The organism is Salinicoccus carnicancri Crm (assembly GCF_000330705.1).
GTDB classification, from domain to species: domain Bacteria; phylum Bacillota; class Bacilli; order Staphylococcales; family Salinicoccaceae; genus Salinicoccus; species Salinicoccus carnicancri.
Genome location: NZ_ANAM01000010.1, coordinates 92,128 through 111,569, shown reverse-complemented (window position 1 = coordinate 111,569; position 19,442 = coordinate 92,128). Strand labels below are relative to the sequence as shown.

Genomic DNA, 19,442 nt, shown 5'->3' with positions numbered 1-19,442 from the left:
GTGATGGATATGAATAAGGAACTGCTTGAAAATGTAATGGATTGTGGAAATATACGTGATTTTGAGAATTTCAACTATAAAGTCATCGTCCTCGATGACGACCCGACAGGGACTCAGACTGTGAAAGATCTGAACGTATACACTTCCTGGGAAGAGGAATATGTCAGGGACGGATTCCGGTCCGATAATAACATGTTCTATATCATGACGAATTCAAGGGCGTTCTCCGAGGAGGAGACAGTCCGTGTACACAGGGAGATCACTGCGGTCATCGACAAAGTATCGAAGGATCTGGATCAGCAGTACATGATCATCAGCCGCGGGGATTCGACTCTGAGAGGGCATTCCTATCTCGAGCCGAAAGTGCTGGATGAGGAAAGTGAAGGGGGATTCGATGCGGTATTCTATATCCCTTCATTTTTCGAAGGCGGACGCTATACGCATGAAGGCATCCATTACCTGGTTGAGGGGGATGCGTTCATCCCTGTCAGTGAAAGTGAATTCGCCAATGATTCTACATTCGGCTTCAAATCCACAACGATGGCGGACTACATCGCAGAGAAGAGCGGTGGTGAAGTGGACAGCAGCGATGTGAAACACATCGATCTGGACATGCTGAGAGGGTGCGATGATGCACAGCTCCTGGAATTTTTTGATTCATTGTCAGGATTCGACAAAGTGGTTGTCGACTCGGTGCATGATAATGATCTCGCCTTCTTCACGTCGGTACTGATGGATTATCTGAACAGGGAAGACAGGAAATTCATCTTCCGTACAGCCGCTTCGTTCGTCAAATCGATCTGTGCGACACCGGGTGAAATCCTGCAGGCGGATCAGATGGTGCAAAAAGAGGACGGACGGGGCGGAATCGTTGTTGTCGGCTCCCATGTCGAAAAAACGACACAGCAGCTGAACTACCTCATGGAACACGACGGGATTGAAACGTTCGAGTTCGATGTTGAGAAAGTGAGGGACAGTGAGGGACTCGCACGCTATGTTGATAATATGAAGCATCAGATCGAGGATGCCATCGGAGGAGGCAGGAATGCGGTCGTCTATACTTCCCGCAACCTGGTCAAAACAGAAGACAGGGAAGAGAGCCTCAAGATTTCAAAACGGATTTCGGAAAGTCTTGTAGAAATTGTCTCCACACTGGAAATTAAGCCGAAGTTCATCATAGCGAAAGGTGGAATCACTTCGAGTGATGTGGCAACCATCGGTCTGGGAATCAAAAAGGCACGTGTACTGGGGCAGGCGGAAAAAGGGATCCCGGTATGGAAGACCTCAGAGGAAGCAAAATATCCGAACATGCCATACATCGTTTTCCCGGGAAATGTGGGGACTCAGGAAACATTGCATGCAGTCTACAGTAAGTTGAACAGAGGGGAGTAGGAGCAATGTTACTGATATTATTCCTGATAGCGCTCATTGTACTGTTTTTACTCATATTGAAATTCAAGGTGGAACCATTCATCGCACTGCTGATCATATCCTTCGGTCTTGCCCTGGCTGTCGGGACACCGATAGCGGAGGCATCGACAATCATCGCAGAAGGCTTCGGCGGTACATTGGCCGGCGTCGGCATCCTGATCGGGCTCGGAATCGTATTCGGACAGTTCCTGGCAAAATCCGGTGCAGTCGAGAAGATTGCCGAAGGTATCCTGAGTGTGACGGGAGTCAGGAAATCTCCGGCGGGGCTCGCTATGACGGGGACGCTTGTATCCATCCCTGTATTCTTCGATGCCGCATTCGTCATTCTCAACAAAGTGATAAAGAGCCTTGCGACGAAGACGGGTATTGCCAAGATTTCCTTCGTGACTGCACTTGCGGTCGGTCTGATCGTTTCGCACAGCATGGTCATACCGACACCTGGACCGCTGGTTGTTGCGGATAATGTTGGTGTGGATCTCGGGGTATTCCTCATCTTCGGTGCTTTCACAGCAGTGGCAGCAACACTCGTAGGAGGATATGGCTACGGCATGTTCATCGGTAGACGCATGAATATTAAAGACGTGGAAGAAGAGATGGAGGAACTGGGGGAGGAAGTGGCCCGGGACACAGGAACGAAGAAACAGATTACGAAAAAGCTGTCATTCGGTCTGCTCCTTCTGCCGATTGTTCTTATTCTCAGCAATACCGTGGCGGACCTTCTCATTCCGGACAATCCGCTTTCAAGCTTCTTTGCATTCGTCGGGGATAAGAACGTTGCGCTCCTTATTAGTGTGCTCGTTGCGCTGATTGTGCTGAGACCTTATATTGCAGGGGACTACGCTGCACAATTCAACCAGTCCATGGCAGACGCCGGAAGCATCCTTCTCATCACCGGTGCCGGCGGTGCATTTGGTGCGGTCATCAACGCAAGCGGCATGGGGGACTACCTCATCGACATGATGACAGGCTTCAATATCCACATCCTGCTCCTGGCATTCATATTCACGCAGATACTCAGAGCTTCACTTGGTTCGGCAACTGTTGCATTGGTGACTACTTCCAGCATACTCGGACCGCAGATTGCAGACCTTGCCGTCTCCCCGGTGCTGCTCGCACTCGCAATATGTTCTGGAGCCATCGGACTGTCACTGCCAAACGATTCAGGATTCTGGGTAGTCAACAGATTTGGGAACCTGACTGTGCCACAGACGTTACAAGCGTGGTCACTCGGCGGGTTCGTGGCCGGACTGACCGGACTCACCATTGTATATATAATGCATTTTGTAACACTGATGATATAGTCTTTAAAGAGGCATGGGTTTAACCCATGCCTCTTATTTTCATCCTCTATCCCTGATTGACGTCACATATCTGACATTTGCGGTGATGAGCGTTGCCGCGATGACAATCATGCCGAATATCTGGTTGTCTCCTGTGGATATGGAATACATCATCAGGATCACCAGGCCGAGGAATAATGTGCCGTTGATCGTATTGAATGTTTTGTACAGCCCTTCGAGCATGACGTGACGTTCACCTTCGTCGGAGGCATGCAGCAGTTTGTCTGCGAAGTCCGAATCGCTGGATGATGGCAGGTCGCGTTCCGGGTACATTACGTGCAACAGTGTCGGCAGGAGGAATAAAAACAGCAGTGCGGCGAGCATCGTTATGCCTGAAGCGGTAAATATCCATGCATCTGTCTGCTGGATGATGGCAACGCCGGTCACCAGGAGGCTGAGAACCAGCCCGGTCTGTATGCAGAGGGAATTGTCGGCATATTTCCTGTACATATACTGTTCGGATTCATCTTCATCCATATCACCATCCCGCTTTGATGCGTGGCTTTTCAGCTGGAAGAATCCTGATATGCCGAGCACTGTAAAGATTGCCGCGGCAGCGAGGCCGGTGATGCTCAGTTCGGTTACGAAGGTGCCTATTCCGCTCAATGCCTCAAAATTCAATATGACCATCCCGACTATCAGTCCGCCCAGAAAGTATGGGGCGAAAGACAGAAGTGATTTCTTTTTCTTTTCCATCTAAATCTCCTCCTCATCAAATATGAAAATGCTCTCTATCGTTTCGTCGAAAATTTTCGCCATGCGTTTTGCGATCAGGAGGGAAGGGATGTATTCCTCCCGTTCGATCAGGCTGACGGTCTGTCTGGAAATTTTGGCGAGTCTGGCAAGTTCGGTCTGATTGAGTCCGTCCCTTGCACGCAGTTCCCTTATCCTTGTTTTCATATCATCACCCCATTAATATGAATAGTAACATATAATTGTCACTATGACAATTATAATAGTCAAAATGAATGATTTAATTGTCAAATTCATAAATGTATGAGTAAAATGCAATAATTTCAGAATATTATGATATAATTCAGTGGAATTGTATATACATGGTAAGGAGGAAAATGAATGAAGCTGTTGACCTTTTATAAAGATGGAAAAACGAGACCGGCTGTATCAACGGATCAGGGGGTGCTTGATATTTCCGGTTCGTACCCTACTATGATTGAAGCGATTGAAAGATATGAAGGCTTGAATGAATTTCTGGATTTTGCTCTTGAGGAAAATTCGGATTACTATCTGGATAAGGACAGTCTGAAATACGGACCGGCAATCGACTGCATGGAGAAGATCATATGCGTGGGACTGAACTATCAGAAGCATGCCGATGAATCGAATATGCCGGCGCCGGAATATCCGATATTGTTCAGCAAGTATAAAAATGCCCTTTCGGGTCATGGGGAAAAGGTCGCAATACCCCGGGAAGCGACACAGGTGGACTACGAAGCGGAGCTTGCCATCGTCATCGGCAAAGAGGCAAAAGGCGTTTCGGAAGAAGATGCGCTCGACCATGTTTTCGGCTATGCCTGCTCTAATGATCTGTCTGAGCGGACATTCCAGATGCGGAGTGGTCAGTGGCTGCTCGGCAAATCACTGGATGGGTTCTGCCCGCTCGGTCCATACATCGTGACGAAAGATGAAATCGAAGATCCGGACAGGCTGGGTATACGCTGCAGCGTGAATGGGGTGAGCCGGCAGGAGTCCAACACGGGGGATATGATATTCAACTGCCGGCAGATTATCAGTTACGCATCCAGATACATGACGCTCAAGCCGGGTGATGTCATTTTGACAGGAACGCCTGAAGGGGTGGCAATGGGGTATGAAGCAGATAATCCGTGGCTTGAAGCGGGTGATGAAGTGACGGTGGAGATAGACGGGCTGGGACGTCTCTCGACGAAGATGACAGCAGAATAATTGAAAAGGAAGCCAACCGGACGTGCTGTAGCATGTCCGGTTTTCCTTTATATAACAAGGAAACGCTTTCATTTATTAATAATTCAGAAAATGTAGAATATTTGATTAAAAAGTGATATTGTATCGATAAATGTTATAGAACATGGTTTTATAACCAGGTCTTAAAAAGAGGAGTGTGGTTGTATGCAACGTGGGAAGCGGGAGCCGGTCAGGAATTATAAAATCTGGGTGGTTTTCGGCATAATATTCATATTGCTGAATCCCTGGTATTTCCCTGCCGGCGGTGAACCGGTGCTCATTTATGGTGTGCCGCTGTGGGCACTTGTGATCATGGGGGTCACGGTGCTGCTGTCCCTCCATATCACTTATGTCATCAGGTATCATTGGGATGAATCGGATGAAATTGCAGACAGGGAGGAGGATAAGTGATGGAATTGGCTTTTTCAGGAATGTCCGGCATCCTGATCATGCTTTTTTACGGCATGGCGATGCTGGCGATTGGTGTCACTACGTTTTTACGGAATAAGAAAATACATGGCAGCCTGGACGAGTATTATCTGGGAGGCAGAAGCCTCGGCACCCTGGTGCTGTTTTTTACATTCTTTGCGACGCAATACAGTGGTAATACAGTCATCGGATATTCAGCAGAGGCATATCGTGTCGGTTATGCGAACCTGGTCACGGTTCCTTTCTTCATCATGATTGTCCTCGTGTATCTGCTCTATGCACCGAGGTTGTATAAGATAAGTAGAAAGCATAACATCGTGACACCGGTGGACTGGCTGCAACTGCGTTTCAAGTCGAAGGCTGTATCCATATTGGGTGCCATAATCATGCTGTATGCCCTGGGAAATTTCCTTCTGGAGCAGCTGATCGCAATAGGTCAGGGGGTGGCCGGCCTGACAGGCGGCACCGTCCCCTACCAGGTTGGTGTGATCTTCTTCATTACCATCATGATCATATACGGCTGGCTCGGAGGCATGCGTTCGGTGGCCTATACGGATACGATGCAGGGGATTGCCCTTTTGGTCGGCGTGTTCATGCTGCTGATCGGTACGATCCTCTATTTTGGCGGGCTGCCGGAAGCGGGGGATTACATCAGGACATATTCTCCTGAGAACCTCGGTGTGCCGGAAGGTGTCGGGCTGGTCACGTGGAGCAATTTCCTGCTCCTTGTCGGTTTTGGTGCAGCCGTTTATCCGAACGCCATACAGAGGATCTTCTCTGCCAAAAATGAACGGGCGCTGAAGAGATCGCTGACGCAGATGGCATGGATGCCTTTCCTTACAGCAGGAGTGGTATTCATCATAGGGATACTTGCCTATACTGCCTTCCCTGACTTGTCTGTTGCGGAATCCGAGCAGGTCGTCGGTATGATGGCGAGTGTCATAGCCAATGAGAACATCATATTCTATGTGGCTATGGTGCTGCTCTTCGGGGGGATCATCGCGGCAATCGTCTCGACGGCCGATTCGGTGCTGCTTACTTTTTCGTCTATCATTTCAAAGGATCTGTACGGCAGATACATCAATCCCGGTGCCTCGGACACCCGCAAGATCATGGTCGGTAAAATTCTCGGAGTCGCAGCGGTTGCATTTCTGCTTGTCATTGCGTGGAATCCGCCGGCAACATTATACCAGGTATTCGTTCTTAAACTCGAAATACTGGTTCAGGTCGCGCCGGCCATCATCCTGGGCTTATACTGGCAGCGGAGTCATGCAAAATCAGTCTTTGCCGGAATGCTTGCAGGCACCCTGCTCGCCGCCTTCTTCACTTTTACCGGCCTGAAGCCGCTCGGCATGTTCAGCGGCATATGGGGGTTGATACTGAATCTCGCAATATACACCGGGGGAAGCCTGGTATTTGGGGATGCGGCAGGAGAGGACCTGGAAGCGGATGGGGGCGAACCTGTGGAAGTATCCTCCATCCAGCCACTGCAGGACCATTAGGAGTACACAAGGACGGAGACGGATATCGAATGGATATCCGTCTCTTTTTTATTGCGGCTTATTATGAAAGCCTTTACATTTTCTGTTGACATGCTTTTGATGCAGTATTATATTAGTAGTTAAGTTCACATACAAGAATTTAGTTCATATATGTGAACAGGAGGCGATCGAATGTCTGTGAAATCAGCAGAAAGAGTTTTGGAAATAATTGATTATTTGACTGCAATGGAGAGGGGAGCGACGTTGATGGAATTATCCGGCGAGCTGGGTATACCGAAAAGCAGCATGTCCCAGCTTCTGGGAACGATGACGCGCAAAGATTACCTGTCCCGGACGGAGGGGAATATGTACAAGCTTGGGCATAAGCTCATTACTGCAGGCAACAGGGCGCGTACGGGAAATGATATATACAGCGCGTCAATCTCGATACTGAGTGAAACGGTGCAAAAGACGGGGGAAACGGTCTTCCTTGCGATCCGCTCCATGGATGAAATCATCTATCTGGCGAAAGTGGACAGTGATGAGTCGGCGCGGACGACGGCACAGCCGGGCATGCGCAAGCCGCTCCACTGTACGGGCCTCGGCAAGGCATTCCTGGCATTTGAGGAGGAGGGTGTGAGGCGGGAGCTGCTGGATTCCATCACTCTCAATTCCTATACATCCCATACCATCACCGACCGGGAGGAGCTTGCTGCGGTGACTGCCGGATACAGGGGCCAGGGCTTTTCCATAGATGATGAGGAGAATGATATCGGAGTTTACTGCGTTGCGGCACCGGTCTTAAACGATCAGGGCAGGATGGTGGCTGCCATCAGCTGTGCCGGTTCGAAGCCGAGGATGCTTGATAAGGAGCAATCCGTGATTGAAGAGGTTACCCGGGCGGCCGGAAGGATTTCCGAAACCCAGGGGTATGCGGGAGGTGTCATGTGATGGAAGTGATCGGAATCGGAGAATCGATGGTGGCTCTTGTCAATGAGCCGAAAGGATATATCCGGCACGCGGACAGCTTCAAACCCTATGTTGCCGGGGCGGAAATGAATACGCTGATCGGTCTCAGCCGGCTCGGGCATGGGACGTCCTGGGTATCTGCCCTCGGTGAGGATGAATTGGGTGAACTGATCCTCCACAAAGTGCGGGCGGAAAATGTGGATGCATCGCATGTAACTCATAAGGATAAGCGCACCGGGGTGTTCTTCAAGCAGATATTGCCGGACGGCAGTGTGGATGTCACATACTACCGGGAGGATTCGGCAGCGAGCAATATGGATATCCGGGACATCGATATGGATGCCATAAGGCGGGCGAAAGTCCTTTATCTGACGGGCATTACACTGTCCCTGAGCAGCTCGGCGAAAGAGATGCTCTTTGAAGCGGTACGCATAGCCGGGGATGATGTGACAGTCGTCTTCGACCCCAATATCCGTCTCAAGATGTGGTCGGCAAAGGAAGCGCGGGAAACAATACTGGAGTTTCTCCCCCATGTCGACTGCCTGATTGCCGGCAGGGATGAGGTGGATATTCTGATGGGGGCGATGCGGCCGGAGGAGGCGCTCAAGTCCTTCCGGGAACTCGGCTGCAGCAAGGTGGTGCTGAAACTGGGAAAAGAAGGTGCGGTGTATGACTTCGACGGTATCGGGGGCTCGGTGAAAAACCCGAAGCAGTTCGAAGAGATCGATCCGGTAGGGGCCGGGGATGCATTCGCAGCGGGCATCATTTCCGGGTTACTGAATGGGGAGGACCCGGAGGCTTCGGTTGAAAAAGCCTGCTTCCTCGGCGGATATATCACACAGTTTGTCGGAGACTACCAGGGTTTCCCGTCCGGGGACGGACTGCGGGCGGCCATGGAGAGTTTTGATGATGAAAAAGTCAATAGATAGGAGAGATGATGATGACTGTTCTGGAGCGGATCAAGGACCACAGGATGATCGGCATTCTGCGTGGTTATGATACGGAGGATGCACTGAAGATTGCCGGTGCATTGGTGGACACGGGCTTCACTGTAATAGAAGTGGCCCTGAATTCCCCGAATGCAAAAGCGACTGTGAGGGCGATCAAAGAAGAATTCGGCGACGGTATCGTGCTGGGCGCGGGCACTGTGCTGAATACGGAGGATGCGGACGACTGCATCAGCGCGGGGGCGGAATTCCTGCTGTCGCCGGTATACAGTAAAGAGGTCCTGGATTTCTCATGCGACAGGGATGTTCTGTACATCCCCGGGTGCTATACACCCACGGAGATATACAACGCCCACAAAGCAGGGGCGGGGATGATCAAAGTTTTCCCGGCCGGCGGACTCGGTGCGGGCTACATCAAGGATGTACTGGCGCCGATGAATGAGCTTGTACTGCTGCCGACCGGCGGTGTGACGCCCGGCAACATCAATGAGTTTCTTGATGCGGGGGCAGCTGCGCTTGGCATCAGCTCGGCACTTGTGCCGAAAGGGAAAGTTGACCGATCGCTGCTTGAAGACGTGCGTGGGCGTGCAATTAAGTTCAGGGAGGCATTGAGCCATAATGAAGATTAAAAGTTATGAACTGTTCACAGTACCGCCGAGATGGCTGTTTCTGAAAGTGGAGACGGACGCAGGACTTGTCGGCTGGGGTGAACCTGTCATCGAAGGCAAGGCGGCCACCGTCAAGGCGGCGGTCATCGAAATGATGGAGACGCTCATAGGCAGGGATCCGCTTGAGATCGAAGGCATCTGGAACGAGCTCTACAGATCAGGATTCTACCGCGGCGGACCGATACTCATGAGCGCCATCTCCGGCATCGACCAGGCCCTCTGGGACATCAAGGGCAAGTACTACGGTGCGCCCGTCCATGAACTGCTCGGCGGCAGGGCGCGGGATTCCATCAAAGTCTATTCATGGGTCGGCGGCGACCGCCCGGCGGATGTCGGTGAGGCATCACTCGAGCTGAAGAACCAGGGGATTACGGCTGTCAAGATGAATGCGACCGAAGAGCTGCAGTATATCGACAGCTACAGCAAAGTCGATATGGTGCTTGAGCGTGTCGATTCGATCCGGCGTAGCTGCGGTACGGATTTCGGCATCGGCATCGACTTCCACGGCCGGGTGCACAAACCCATGGCGAAAGTGCTGGCGCGTGAACTCGAGCAGTTCCGGCCGATGTTCATAGAAGAGCCGGCCCTGCCTGAGAATAATGAGAACCTGAGGGATATCGCAATGCATACCGCAATTCCGATTGCGACCGGCGAGCGCATGTTCTCGAAATGGCAGTTCAAGACGCTGCTCCAGGACGGCTATGCAGACATCATCCAGCCGGATCTGTCGCATGCCGGCGGCATCACGGAATGCAAGAAGATCATGTCGATGGCGGAAGCCTTCGATGTCGCTGCTGCACCGCACTGTCCGCTCGGACCGATTGCTCTGGCATCATGCCTGCAGGTGGATGCGACTTGCCATAACGCCATCATTCAGGAACAGAGCCTCGGCATCCATTACAACAAAGGGAATGACATATTGGATTACATCAAGGATGCGTCAGTCTTCGAGTATACGGATGGTCATGTGAAGATTCCGGATGGGCCGGGCCTCGGCATAGAAATCAACGAAGACTATGTGCGCGAACGCAGCCATATTGGCCACAACTGGAAGAACCCGGTATGGAGGCATGCAGACGGCAGTATCGCAGAATGGTAATAATGAAAGGGGTATAACAAATGTCTCATGAAACATGGCTGATCATAGCCACCATCATCGGAATTGCACTGCTGCTTTTCCTGATCATGAAAATCAAGCTGCACGCATTCGTTTCATTGCTGATTGCATCACTCTTCATCGGTGTTGCGAGCGGCATGAGTCCACTCGACATCATCGACGTCATTGAAACGGGGATGGGCGGGACGCTGGGTTTCATCGCTGTCGTCGTCGGACTCGGCGCCATGTTCGGTGAAGTCCTGAAAGTGTCGGGTGGTGCCGAACGGCTCGCACTGACGCTCATCGACAAGTTCGGAGAGAAGCGCTCACAGTGGGCGCTCGGCTTTACGGGATTCCTCGTGTCGATTCCGGTCTTCCTGGACGTCGCACTGGTCATATTGATTCCGATCATCTACTCATTGGCACGAAAAACGAAGAAATCATTGCTGTACTATGGTATTCCGCTGCTTGCCGGTCTTGCCGTAGCGCACAGTTTCGTACCGCCGACGCCAGGTCCGATGACGGTCGCCGCAATGCTCAGCGTCGACCTTGGCTGGGTCATCCTGTTCGGCATACTGGCCGGAATTCCGGCAATGATCTTTGCAGGGCCGGTGTTCGGTAAATATATCGGCGATAAAATACATCTTGAAGTCCCGGATTATCAGAAACTCGATGAAGAGGTTTCATCCGTGAGGGAGAAGAAGGATCTGCCGAGCTTCACTCTGGTGTTCACCCTGATCCTGATCCCACTCGTCCTCATTCTCGTCAACACAGTGACAGGTGCGATTGTCGGCGAGGACTCTGGTAACCTGTTCGCCGAAACGATCCAGTTCGTCGGCCATCCATTCGTGGCACTGATCATTACGGTCGTCCTCACATTCATCACGCTTGGCACAAGGCGCGGCTACACCAGGGATGAAGTGCAGGAAGTCGCGACGAAGGCGCTTGAACCCGCGGGCATCATCATCCTGATTACCGGTGCCGGTGGTGTGTTCAAGGAAGTTCTGATTCAGAGCGGTGTCGGTGATGTCATGGGCAACTTGGTTGTCGGTGCCGGGCTGCCGCTTGTTGTTGCGGCATTCGTCATCACGACATTCGTACGTGTCGCACAGGGCTCTGCAACTGTCGCAATGGTGACCGGTGCCGGACTCATGGCACCGATCATCGATATCAGTCCGGTCACCCAGCCGGAACTCGGCCTGATCGCCATTTCCATTGCGAGCGGCGCGACAGTGCTGTCCCATGTCAATGACTCCGGATTCTGGCTTGTCAACCGTTTCTTCGGCATGACCACCGGGGAGACGCTGAAGTCCTGGACGGTCATGGAGACCATCATCGGACTGACGGGCTTTGTCGTCGTATTCATACTTAGCCTTGTCATCTGACAAAAAACGAAATTTCCCCGCCTTCCGGCGGGGTTTTTGTATACAGCGCCAAAAACACATATAATGGAACTAATATTGACGGCGAAAGGCAGTTGTTCTATGAAAAGACATATGATCGGTCTCGATATCGGCACCACGGCCGTCAAGGCTGTGCTGTTCGATATGGACGGCACCTTTATAGATAAAGAGACAGGGGATTATCCGCTCCATACACCTGATGCAAAAACCGCGGAACAGGATCCGGAGGAGATACTCGAACGCACCCTACAGGCACTCCGCCTGCTGATATCCCGCAATGGATGCGGCGACAGCATCGAATTCATTTCGTTCTCATCCGCCATGCACAGCATGATCCTTCTGGACAGGAAAGGTGAACGGCTCACCGAGTGCATCACATGGGCGGACAGCCGGGCGGCTGAGTATGCGGATCGTCTGAATGAAGCGGACGGCCTTGAAATCTATCACCGGACGGGGACACCGATCCACCCGATGAACCCGCTCGTCAAACTGTTCCATTTTAAAAATGAAGAACCGGAGCTTTATGCGCAGATTGGAAGAATCATGGGGATAAAGGAATATGTATTCGCGGAAATCTCCGGCGAATATGCGGTAGACCGCTCAATCGCGAGCAGCATGGGGCTGATGAATCTTGAAGCATCGGAGTGGGACACTGAATTGCTTTCCATGCTGGAGCTGTCGGCGGACCAGCTGCCTGAGCTTGTGGATACGACGGAAATTTTCAGCATGGATGAAGATGCAGCCGGTGATATTGGCATTTCCCAGGACACGAAACTCGTCATCGGGGCGAGTGACGGGGTGCTTGCAAACCTCGGTGTCAATGCGATACATGAGGGGGATGTGGCCATTACGGTCGGCACGAGCGGCGCAATCCGGACAGTAATCGACAGACCGCGTACAGATGTGAAGATGCGCACCTTCTGCTATCATCTGACGCCTGGTGCTTTCGTCATCGGCGGGCCGGTGAACAACGGCGGCGTGATTTTAAGATGGATTCGGGATGAGCTGTGCCAGCAGGAAATCAGTGAGGCCGACACATGCAGCCGTGATCCGTATGAAATCATGACCGAGGCGGCGGAGAGTGTGCCTGCAGGGAGTGACGGTCTGATATTCCACCCGTACCTTGCCGGCGAACGTGCCCCGCTGTGGGATGCGAAAGCGGTGGGTTCATTCTATGGCCTGACGATTTCCCACGAACGGAAACACATGATCCGTGCGGCCATGGAAGGTGTAGTGTACAATCTGTACAGCGTTTTCCTTGCGCTCCGGGAACAGATGATGGAAGTACGCTCCATAAAGGCGAGCGGTGGATTCGCCCGCAGTGCATTGTGGAAGCAGCTGATGGCGGACGTATTCGGCGAAGCGCTGCATGTTCCGGAATCATATGAGTCAAGTGCGTTCGGTGCGTGTATACTGGGGTTATATGCACTTGGTGAAATAGATGACCTTGATGAGTCCTCCCGTTTCATCGGTGAAGATGAGACCTATCATCCGGATGAGACGGCTTATATGAAGTACCAGGATGTCATGAGCGTCTATATAGAGATTGGCAGGTCACTCGCAGCGTTTTACGGACGCATGCAGGAACTCCGGGAATGATCAAGGAAAAGGAGGTGGGAAAATGGATCTGAAAAGTTTTTTTAATCATTTTCTCGAGGAGAACGAGCTGGTGCGGGCGGGGTTGATGAGCGATGAATCCTTCGATTCACTCGGCGCCCTGGCGGAATTCAAGACGGCAAGCATCACCGATCAGGACATCCTGACCGAAGTGGCGGAGAATATATCGATGGGGGAGGCGGTGCTTGTGCGTGACCTTGTTGACATCGAGCCTGCAGATAATCTCCACCACATCGATTATGATGTATCGAAATATGCTGCGCTGATCGATTATCAGTACATACTGGAGGAGGGGGGTGGCACCGGCGTCATTCATCATGACATCGTCATGGCCATCGATGCGGCGCTGAAGGATACCGGTGTGCTGCCGGATGTTGATATGTTCATCCACCGTGATGAAAATTTCAATCCACGGGATATCTCACGCCTTGAAGAGATTTACAGAGGGCCGATATACTGGCTCTACAACAACCTGACATGGCGTGAGCTCCAGGCGATGCTCAGACGGCTCGGCAGCGAGACCGAGGGCAACCAGAAAGATGACTATCTGCGGCATATCACCTCCCTCGTCACATCTCCTGAGTTCCTTGCAGAGATACTGCTCCATATCGGTGATGAGGAATTCAGGATCATACGGGACAATGTGGAAAAGGACTATAATGTATATGAGGCAAAATCCAGGTGGGAGGAAGCGAGGAGCCTGGGGCTGATCGTCAAAGTGCATGCACATTACTTTGTGATGCATCAGAAGGTCCTGGAGACGCTGAAAACCGTGAATTTTGATGCTGTGAACAGAAACAGGCGGCCGCAGGGTGCTGACAAACCGGCGCGGGGCGACTTCAACGCCTACGCACTCATGTTCGAGGTCATGGAGACACATGAACCCGTGTGGCGGGAAGTACAGGTGCCGACGGGCCTCAATTTCTACGAACTCCATCTGATCATACGGGAAGTCATGGGATGGAGGGGCAGCAGCCCTTCAAGATTCACAGCCGATGGTTTCACCATATATGAATCCCTGCTGCTGATGAATGAAGCGAAGGCGGACTCTGGTGAGCCCGGCGGACTTGTGGCGAGTTTCACCCAGGCTGATGCACTGCTCGAGCGGGCCGGGGAAGTCTACTATCAGTATGAATCGGTGGATGGGTATGTCGTGAAAATCAGCATGGCGGACAGGATCAATATCGACTACCAGGTGCCGGCCATCCGTGACTACGGCGGACCGGTGCCGATAGAGAATGTGGGCGGTCCGAAAGGGCTGGAGCGAACACTTGCGATTCTTGGAGACAGGCGGCATCCGGATTACGTCCGGACGTTCGAGAAGGTGCGCATGATGAACTACCGGGAACGCTATCCGATGACGGCGATCAACAACAGGCTGGAGAAGCAATTTGCCAAATCCCACCCGGTGACTGAATTCAACGTCTGATATTTGGAGGATAATATGGATTTGAGACGATTTTACCATGTGGTTTTAAAAGATGACGCGCTTGCAGATATGTCCATTTCATACATCAATGATGCCTATTTCATGTCGAAGATTGCAGAGAAGATGAATCCCGACGAACGCAGGCTGATTAAAAAGCTGATTAAAGTCCGTCCCCTGTCAGGATTCTACGAGATTACGATCAAACCGGGGGAGTGTTTTCACCTGATCAAGAACCGCATCATACTCAAAAGCGGGGACAGCGGATTCATCCATGTGGAGGTGGTCCGGAGGCTTTCGCGCCTCATTGATATCCATGAAGCCGAGAAAAGGTATGAGGAGGAGCAATCTTCAGAGTCTGCATACAATGCCCTGAAGCTCAGGATCACCCTGGAAGATGCGCATACACCAGTGTGGCGGGAGGTCATGGTGCCGAGGGATTTCAATTTCTATGAACTGCATCTCGTCATCCAGAAAGCGATGGGCTGGCAGGGCAGCCATCTGTCATCGTTCTTCAGCAGGGGCGAAAGAATTTTCGTATATGAATTTGAAATGGAGGATGGGTTTCGGATGGAGGGCGGCCCGGAACACCTGCTGGCAAGTGAAACCGGGATCGACCCGCTCCTCACCCGGGCAGGAACCATCACCTACGTCTATGATTACGGGGATGACTGGATGCATGAAGTTGAAGTGCTCGGGGAAATGACGCTTGACCATCCTGAAATACCTGAGGTGCTGCACCACAAAGGACCGGGGCCGATTGAGGACTCGGGCGGCGTTGACGGATTCAGGGAAGTGCATGATGCGATCAGAGACAAGAGCCATCCTGAACATGAAGAGTGGCTGCTCTGGGCGAAATCGCAGAATTACAAGGAGAGATATCCTAAAAAAGCAATCAACCGTACCCTGGGGAAGATATTCGGGGGCAAAGAGCCGGTGACGGAGTCGAACGACCCGACCGTGGATATGTAAAAATAATGACGGCAGAACCCGAAATGGATTCTGCCGTCATTTTCATATCTCATCATCCGCCGATGCCTCGGATCGGAGTTCGTTGTAGTACTGGACACTGGTCATGGCGCCTTCGTCCACCATGTTCGCATCCCGTTCCTCATCCGGCTTGCCGAGGTGGAGCGTGTAAGGATCATTCGTCCAGCTGCCTGCCGCACCCACGGCCTTGTCAAATCCGCGCTTCACTTTCTCCCGGTTATCTTCCTTTGATAAGTACGCAACACCTGCTACGACACACGCTGCACCAATCAGTTTTGTGACTTTTCCCATAATGCATCCTCCTTGTCAGGTAAAGAAAATATCGGTGGCTGAGGCCTCTATTTCCCCTGATTATCTCATAACGGCATTTGGAATGAAACAAAGATGTTTTGTCGGCCGGCGGACTGCAGCTGCATACGGGACGTGTTAAAATAGACGGTAGAATAAAGAATATTTCGTATTATGGAGGGATGGCAGTGGAGAGGCCTCACATTGATAAGTTATTCACCGGAGGAGTGAAGCAGCTTGGCGACCCGCAGGCGCAAGACAAGCTTGAGCGGCCGTGGGAGAGCGGCATCTTCAAGGAAGAGACGGATTCGCCGGTCTTTCTGTCGGAAACCGGCCTGACCGGTGATGATGTGGCCGATAAGAAGAACCACGGCGGGCCTGAGAAGGCGGTGTTCGCGTATGCGTCGAAGCATTACGCGCACTGGAGGCATGAGCTCGGCATTGATATTGCGCCAGGGGGCAACGGTGAGAACCTGTCTGTTACAAATATGGATGAATCATCCGTGTGCATCGGAGATGCCTACCGGGTTGGGGAAGCGCTAATCCAGGTTTCCCAGCCAAGGCGTCCGTGCTGGAAGCCGGCCAGGCGCCACGGGATACTTGACCTTGCGCTCCGTATACAGAAGACGGGCAGGACGGGCTGGTATTTCCGTGTGCTTGAAGAGGGCAGGATCAGAGCCGGGGATATGCTTGAACTCGCCAGCCGCTCCTATCCGGAATGGACAGTCAGAGCGGCGAATGAAGTGATGTATGAGCAGAAGGGCAATATGGGCCTGGCGGAGAGCCTGGCATCATGTGAACTGCTCGCTGATAATTGGAAAAACACATTGAACAGACGTCTCATGGGCAAAGAAGGGGGTATAGATAAGAGAGTCTATGGGCCGAACAGATGAGAAGACAATCCATGGGGAGGAAAAGCATATGAAACTGTTGGCAGTCACAGCATGTCCGGTGGGCATCGCCCATACTTACATGGCAGCAGAGAATATTCAGAAGGCAGCGGATGAACTTGGCATTGATATGAAAGTGGAGACACAGGGTTCGATCGGTGCCGAAAATGAATTGACGGCGGCCGATATCGAATCGGCGGACGGCATCATCATCGCAAGTGACAAGGATGTATCAAAAGAACGTTTTGCAGGCAAAAGACTTCTTGCGGTCGGTGTACAGGAAGGCATCAGGAGACCGCAAGAACTGATCAGACGGTTTGAAAACGACGAAGTCCCCGTGTATAAGGCCGGGATGAAGACGGCGGATGAAGTGAAGGACGAGAAGAAAAGGAAGGAGAACCCGGTCTACCGTCATCTTATGAACGGTGTCTCCTACATGATTCCGTTCATCGTCGTCGGCGGGCTTCTGATAGCGATTGCCCTGACACTTGGCGGTGAACAGACAGAGGGCGGCATCGTCATCCCGGATGGTTCATTCTGGAAGCAGGTTGAAGCGATCGGGAGTGCCTCCTTTGCATTCATGGTGCCGATACTTGCGGGGTATATCGCCTACAGTATCGCCGACCGGCCCGGGCTTGCACCCGGCATAGTCGGCGGCTATATCGCAGCCAACGGCAGCTTTTACGGAACGGAAGCGAACGCAGGGTTCATCGGCGGAATCATTGCCGGTTTCCTGGCAGGGTATATCGTCCTGGCACTAAAGAAAATCAAGGTGCCCAAAGCGATGGAACCCGTGATGCCGATCATATTCCTGCCTATCATAGGCACGATCATCGTCGGTCTGCTGTTCATATATGTGATCGGTGCGCCTGTATCTGCGCTGTTTGATGGGCTGACCAGCTGGCTTGAAGGGATGCAGGGTGCAAGCTCCATCCTGCTTGCAATCATACTCGGCGGCATGATTGCGGTCGATATGGGCGGCCCCTTCAACAAGGTCGCCTTCCTCTTCGGCGTCGGCATGATTGCTGAAGGCAACTATGCGATCATGGGAGCAATTGCGGTCGCAATCTGTATCCCGCCAATCGGCATGGGGCTTGCGACATTCATCAACAAGAGGAAATACAACCCGGCGGAGATTGAAGCGGGTAAGGCATCATTCACGATGGGGCTCTTTGGCATCACGGAAGGTGCAATTCCCTTTGCCGCTCAGGACCCGCTCCGTGTCATCCCGAGCATCGTCACCGGCTCAATGGCGGGTGCGGTCATCGCAATGCTAAGCGGCGTCGGTGATCACGTTGCCCACGGCGGTCCGATCGTCGCGGTACTCGGTGCAGTGGACAATGTGCTGATGTTCTTCGTCGCGGCGGCGGTCGGCATCGTCGTTACGGCATTCATGGTAAATGCGCTCAAGAAGACAGTGGGTGTTGAGGCAGCGGGTGTCGGTGAAGTGGCGATGGATGAAGAAGCAGAGGAGGCAGCACCAGTTGCTGAACCAACCGAGAGAGAAAAGTCGACTGAGAAAGCCGAAGTGGAGAAGCTGACGGACATCATGGACAAAGATCTGATTGAGGTGGACCTTGCGGGTACCGGCCGTGATGCGGTCATTGATGAAATGATCGGGAAGCTGGATGACAAGGGTGTCCTTTCATCGAAAGAAGCATATAAGGAAGCGCTTCTCGCAAGAGAGGCGGAAGGTACGACAGGAATGGGGATGAACATCGCCATACCGCACGGCAAGTCGGACGCAGTGAAGCATCCGGCAGTGGTCTACGGCAGGAGCACAGAAGGTGTCGACTGGAACAGCATGGACGGTACGGACGCCAGACTCATCTTCATGATTGCCGTGCCGACCGAGGCGGCCGGAGATGCCCACCTGAAAATACTGCAGATGCTATCACGCAAACTGATGGATAATGATTTCAGGAATGAGTTGCTGGAAGCAGATTCGAAAGAAGGGGTATATGAACTGCTGGAACAAGTAAAATAAGGATGATTGTCATGAGAAAAACACTGATTTACCTTCAGCATAACCTGACCGACATTCAGGTCTACAAACTGCCCGAAGGGTATGCATTTGTCCGTTACAGAAAAGGAATGGAAGAGGATTGGGCGAACATCCTATTGGAATCAGGGGAATTTGACAGTCACAGGGATGCTTTGAAAAGATTCCGCAGAGAATTTGATAAAGCAACTGAACTTGGGGAGCATATGATCTTTATCGAAAACGAAAACTCTGAACTGGTCGGTACAGTCACTGCATGGCACGGTACAGTAAAAGACAGGCTGCGCGGACGGCTGCACTGGTTCAATATCATTCCGGATTCCCAGGGGAACGGACTCGGTTTGCCCTTATTGTCAAAAGGGATGGCGATGCTGCAGGAAAGGCATGAAGAGGCATTCTTAAAAGTGGACGTGAACAATACGGTAATGGTCCGGCTCTTCATCAGCATGGGTTGGAAACCGCTCATCGTCCACTCCTGGGAAGTAAGGGTCTGGGTCCAGTCGGGCTATCACAGTTAATGGAGG

19 protein-coding genes are annotated in these 19,442 nt (G+C 52.1%); 16 read left to right on the top strand and 3 right to left on the bottom strand.

The annotated features are described in order from the left end of the window. Window positions 1-9: 9 nt before the first annotated feature. Together C792_RS0112965 and C792_RS0112960 are read left to right on the top strand one after the other, a co-directional pair. Window positions 10-1,392, top strand: coding sequence for a four-carbon acid sugar kinase family protein (locus tag C792_RS0112965; RefSeq protein WP_017549887.1), 1,383 nt, complete (start codon window positions 10-12; stop codon window positions 1,390-1,392). A gap of 5 nt (window positions 1,393-1,397) precedes the next feature. Next, window positions 1,398-2,732: a GntP family permease gene (locus C792_RS0112960; RefSeq protein ID WP_017549886.1), complete on the top strand. Its 1,335-nt coding sequence runs from the start codon at window positions 1,398-1,400 to the stop codon at window positions 2,730-2,732. 39 nt (window positions 2,733-2,771) lie between these two features. On the opposite strand, the gene C792_RS0112955 is transcribed toward C792_RS0112960, so the two are convergent. Together C792_RS0112955 and C792_RS0112950 are read right to left on the bottom strand one after the other, a co-directional pair. Beyond that, a complete protein-coding gene (locus C792_RS0112955) occupies window positions 2,772-3,467 on the bottom strand; it encodes a DUF3169 family protein (protein ID WP_017549885.1) in 696 nt (231 codons plus the stop codon). Next, window positions 3,468-3,671, bottom strand: coding sequence for a helix-turn-helix transcriptional regulator (locus C792_RS0112950; protein WP_017549884.1), 204 nt, complete (start codon window positions 3,669-3,671; stop codon window positions 3,468-3,470). It abuts the gene before it with no gap. Between the two features lie 174 nt (window positions 3,672-3,845). Here C792_RS0112950 and C792_RS0112945 point away from each other — a divergent pair, with 174 nt between their 5' ends. The 11 genes from C792_RS0112945 (at window position 3,846) to C792_RS0112895 (ending at window position 15,720) form a co-directional block, all read left to right on the top strand. Then, the gene (locus C792_RS0112945; protein ID WP_017549883.1) at window positions 3,846-4,694 is read left to right on the top strand and encodes a fumarylacetoacetate hydrolase family protein; all 849 of its coding nucleotides are present in this window, start codon (window positions 3,846-3,848) and stop codon (window positions 4,692-4,694) included. Window positions 4,695-4,877: 183 nt separating this feature from the next. Next, a complete protein-coding gene (locus tag C792_RS0112940) occupies window positions 4,878-5,123 on the top strand; it encodes a hypothetical protein (protein WP_017549882.1) in 246 nt (81 codons plus the stop codon). After that, window positions 5,123-6,643, top strand: a complete 1,521-nt coding sequence (locus tag C792_RS0112935) for a sodium:solute symporter family protein (protein WP_017549881.1) — start codon at window positions 5,123-5,125, stop codon at window positions 6,641-6,643. The genes C792_RS0112940 and C792_RS0112935 overlap by 1 nt, the downstream gene beginning before the upstream one ends. Before the next feature lie 171 nt (window positions 6,644-6,814). Continuing rightward, a complete protein-coding gene (locus C792_RS0112930) occupies window positions 6,815-7,573 on the top strand; it encodes an IclR family transcriptional regulator (RefSeq protein WP_017549880.1) in 759 nt (252 codons plus the stop codon). After that, on the top strand, window positions 7,573-8,520 hold the full coding sequence (locus C792_RS0112925) for a sugar kinase (RefSeq protein WP_017549879.1): 948 nt from the start codon (window positions 7,573-7,575) through the stop codon (window positions 8,518-8,520). The genes C792_RS0112930 and C792_RS0112925 overlap by 1 nt, the downstream gene beginning before the upstream one ends. Before the next feature lie 11 nt (window positions 8,521-8,531). Then, window positions 8,532-9,167 carry a bifunctional 4-hydroxy-2-oxoglutarate aldolase/2-dehydro-3-deoxy-phosphogluconate aldolase gene (locus C792_RS0112920; RefSeq protein WP_017549878.1) on the top strand — a complete coding sequence of 212 codons (636 nt, stop codon included), beginning with the start codon at window positions 8,532-8,534 and terminating at the stop codon, window positions 9,165-9,167. Then, window positions 9,157-10,305 carry a galactonate dehydratase gene (gene dgoD / locus C792_RS0112915; protein ID WP_017549877.1) on the top strand — a complete coding sequence of 383 codons (1,149 nt, stop codon included), beginning with the start codon at window positions 9,157-9,159 and terminating at the stop codon, window positions 10,303-10,305. The genes C792_RS0112920 and dgoD overlap by 11 nt, the downstream gene beginning before the upstream one ends. Before the next feature lie 20 nt (window positions 10,306-10,325). Then, window positions 10,326-11,687 carry a GntT/GntP/DsdX family permease gene (locus tag C792_RS0112910; protein ID WP_017549876.1) on the top strand — a complete coding sequence of 454 codons (1,362 nt, stop codon included), beginning with the start codon at window positions 10,326-10,328 and terminating at the stop codon, window positions 11,685-11,687. A 99-nt stretch (window positions 11,688-11,786) separates the two neighbouring features. Further along, window positions 11,787-13,304: a gluconokinase gene (gene gntK / locus C792_RS0112905; RefSeq protein WP_017549875.1), complete on the top strand. Its 1,518-nt coding sequence runs from the start codon at window positions 11,787-11,789 to the stop codon at window positions 13,302-13,304. 22 nt (window positions 13,305-13,326) lie between these two features. Continuing rightward, entirely contained in the window at window positions 13,327-14,751 is a 1,425-nt protein-coding gene (locus C792_RS0112900) for an IS1096 element passenger TnpR family protein (RefSeq protein WP_017549874.1), read from the top strand. Between the two features lie 15 nt (window positions 14,752-14,766). Beyond that, window positions 14,767-15,720, top strand: a complete 954-nt coding sequence (locus C792_RS0112895; protein WP_017549873.1) for a plasmid pRiA4b ORF-3 family protein — start codon at window positions 14,767-14,769, stop codon at window positions 15,718-15,720. A gap of 42 nt (window positions 15,721-15,762) precedes the next feature. Here C792_RS0112895 and C792_RS0112890 read toward each other — a convergent pair whose 3' ends face one another. Next, on the bottom strand, window positions 15,763-16,029 hold the full coding sequence (locus tag C792_RS0112890) for a hypothetical protein (RefSeq protein WP_017549872.1): 267 nt from the start codon (window positions 16,027-16,029) through the stop codon (window positions 15,763-15,765). A 179-nt stretch (window positions 16,030-16,208) separates the two neighbouring features. Here C792_RS0112890 and C792_RS0112885 point away from each other — a divergent pair, with 179 nt between their 5' ends. The 3 genes from C792_RS0112885 to C792_RS0112875 are packed head-to-tail and all read left to right on the top strand — an operon-like array spanning window position 16,209 to window position 19,436. Then, window positions 16,209-16,919 carry an MOSC domain-containing protein gene (locus C792_RS0112885; protein ID WP_040608918.1) on the top strand — a complete coding sequence of 237 codons (711 nt, stop codon included), beginning with the start codon at window positions 16,209-16,211 and terminating at the stop codon, window positions 16,917-16,919. A gap of 28 nt (window positions 16,920-16,947) precedes the next feature. Further along, the gene (locus C792_RS0112880) at window positions 16,948-18,903 is read left to right on the top strand and encodes a PTS fructose transporter subunit IIABC (RefSeq protein WP_026090362.1); all 1,956 of its coding nucleotides are present in this window, start codon (window positions 16,948-16,950) and stop codon (window positions 18,901-18,903) included. 11 nt (window positions 18,904-18,914) lie between these two features. Then, a complete protein-coding gene (locus C792_RS0112875; protein ID WP_017549869.1) occupies window positions 18,915-19,436 on the top strand; it encodes a GNAT family N-acetyltransferase in 522 nt (173 codons plus the stop codon). The last annotated feature ends 6 nt before the right edge of the window (window positions 19,437-19,442 follow it).